Source organism: Nostoc sp. DedQUE04 (assembly GCF_034530995.1).
In the GTDB taxonomy this organism is placed as follows: domain Bacteria; phylum Cyanobacteriota; class Cyanobacteriia; order Cyanobacteriales; family Nostocaceae; genus Nostoc.
Window position 1 is genome coordinate 1 of the sequence record NZ_JAVRCA010000061.1, and the last position, 2,230, is coordinate 2,230.

At 38.5% G+C, this 2,230-nt stretch carries 1 protein-coding gene; it reads left to right on the forward strand.

Annotated elements, in window-relative coordinates:
* Positions 1 to 534 precede the first annotated feature (534 nt).
* Positions 535 to 2,085, forward strand: a complete 1,551-nt coding sequence (locus tag RM049_RS30360) for a PAS domain-containing sensor histidine kinase (protein WP_322706811.1) — start codon at positions 535 to 537, stop codon at positions 2,083 to 2,085.
* Positions 2,086 to 2,230 lie beyond the last annotated feature (145 nt).

The window sequence follows — 2,230 nt, forward strand, 5'->3', positions numbered from 1 at the left end:
GGCTTTTGCGGTAACTGTACTTCAAGATAGTAAAAGATGTCAAATGGGTTCTATAGTCATTACTCATTGACTCTAATTCAGTATGATATTTTTTCACACCATTCAGCTTTAAAAGTCAATGTCGGCTGCCTTTTATGCATAGCAGCCAGCTCTGACTAAAAAAGCTACAAAAAAGCCTTGACGATTTTTTGCATCCTGAAATTATTTAGCGTGATTCAATCATAGAATTTTTTTTACAACTTTTTCGGGCTTTTTAGGTAATTATATGTGACTTGAACTACTTTTTTTAGACATATCTTAGAATGTAGATGCACAACAATGTAGCGATTTTTTCTAAGAGATTGCTATTGCGATCGCAACAGAGGTTACATTCTTCTAAATTCCATCCCAATTTATGATATCGGCTGATATATTCCTGACCTAAGTTACAGCCTAATAAACCAACTAGGCGATTTGTCCATAACTGAATCGTCAGGGTGCTAAAACAGCGTAGAGAGAAAGCTACAGAATATCTTCCTCATCATACCAGCAGCTATGCATATCCAAGAACCTGCTACTCATGAATCAGAAGCTCCATTTTCAGTACAAGATTCTCAGAGTTTCCCAGAAGCCAAAGACTTATCTCTAGAAAATTTAGATACTTGCCAATGCTCACAAGCCACCTTACAAATGGCATTAATCGCTAGTGGCTTGGGGTTGTGGGATTGGAATTTGGTAACTGACAAAACTTATTACGATTCCCAATGGAAAAGCATCCTGGGATATAAAGTAGAGGAAATCGACAACGATTATAAATCCTTTGAACAACTGGTGCATCCACAGGATTTACCAAGAATTCGCCAGGTATTGCACGATTATCTCCAAGGATGCATACCTGTGTTTGAAGTCGAATTGCGAATGTTGACTAAATCCGGGGAGTGGAAGTGGATTTTGACTTGTGGCAAAGTATTCCAACGGGATAAATTCGGTAAACCAGTGCGGATGGTGGGAACGCACAAGGATATTAATCAGGATAAGGCGATGTCTACGACGGGCTGCGCCTACGCTACTCAACAATACCAACTATTTGAACAACTCCAAAGAGAAATTGCTCAACACCAGTCTACCGAAGACCAAGTTAAGGAAAAATCACAACAGCTAGAAACTACTCTTGATGAACTCAAATATACTCAAAAGCAGTTATTGCAGAACCAGAAAATGGCTAATCTCGGTCAACTGGTGGCGGATATGGCTAACGAAATTAACAACCCCGTTAACTTTATTTCCAGCAATATCCATACTGCTAGTAAATACGCTGAAGATTTAATCAGAATTATTGAACTTTACCAATATTACTATCCCACGCCTACCCCAGTTATTGCCTTACATTTGCAACACCTTGACTTTGGTTTCGTGAAGACAGAATTTTTTAAATTACTGTGGTCAATGCGAGCCTGTTCTGAGCGCGTGAAAGATATTGTTTTCGCCTTGCGGAATTTTTCTACCTCTGACGACGGTCAAATGCAAAAGGTTGACATACATCAAGGATTTGATAGCGTTCTCAGGATTTTGCAACATCGTCTCAAAGAAAAACCTGATAGAGCAGAGATTAAAGTAATTAAAACCTTTGGGAAATTACCCTTAATTGAGTGTTACCCTGGTGAACTCAATCAGGTATTCATCAACATCTTAACTAATGCCATTGATGCTTTAGAAGAAAGGATGAAACACGATCATTCTTTTACTTCAAAAATTTTGATTCATACAGAAGTTGTTAGCAGTCATTTATCATTGGTCAATAATCATGAACCTTGGCTAAATGACAAACTACTAGGGAAAAAGCACAAAGTTATCATTCGCATTTTTGACAATGGCAAAGGTATGCTTCCCCATATCCAAAGACATATATTTGAACCGTTTTTTACAACCAAGCCAGTAAGCAAAAGTCAAGGACTAGGGTTATCAATTAGTCGGCAAATTATCGTTGAAAAACATCAAGGTAAACTTAAGTGTAATTCTCAGTTAGGTCAAGGGACAGAGTTGGTGATTGAGATGAATACAACAGCAAGACACTATGCCGCAATTAGAAAACACGCCAACTTTTAGGTAATGAACGAATGGCACTAAGTTAAGATACAGCCCTTACTCCAACTAGTTCCCAGCCTCCAGGCTGGGAACGAGGATAGAAACACGCCAACTTTTAGGTATTTAACTTTGGGGAGGAGGTGTTAATTTTTGCAAGTCGATGCAT

Excerpts from the sequence above, each read along its gene's own strand:
- RM049_RS30360 (WP_322706811.1), top strand. The coding sequence starts at position 535 with ATGCATATCCAAGAACCTGCTACTCATGAATCAGAAGCTCCATTTTCA.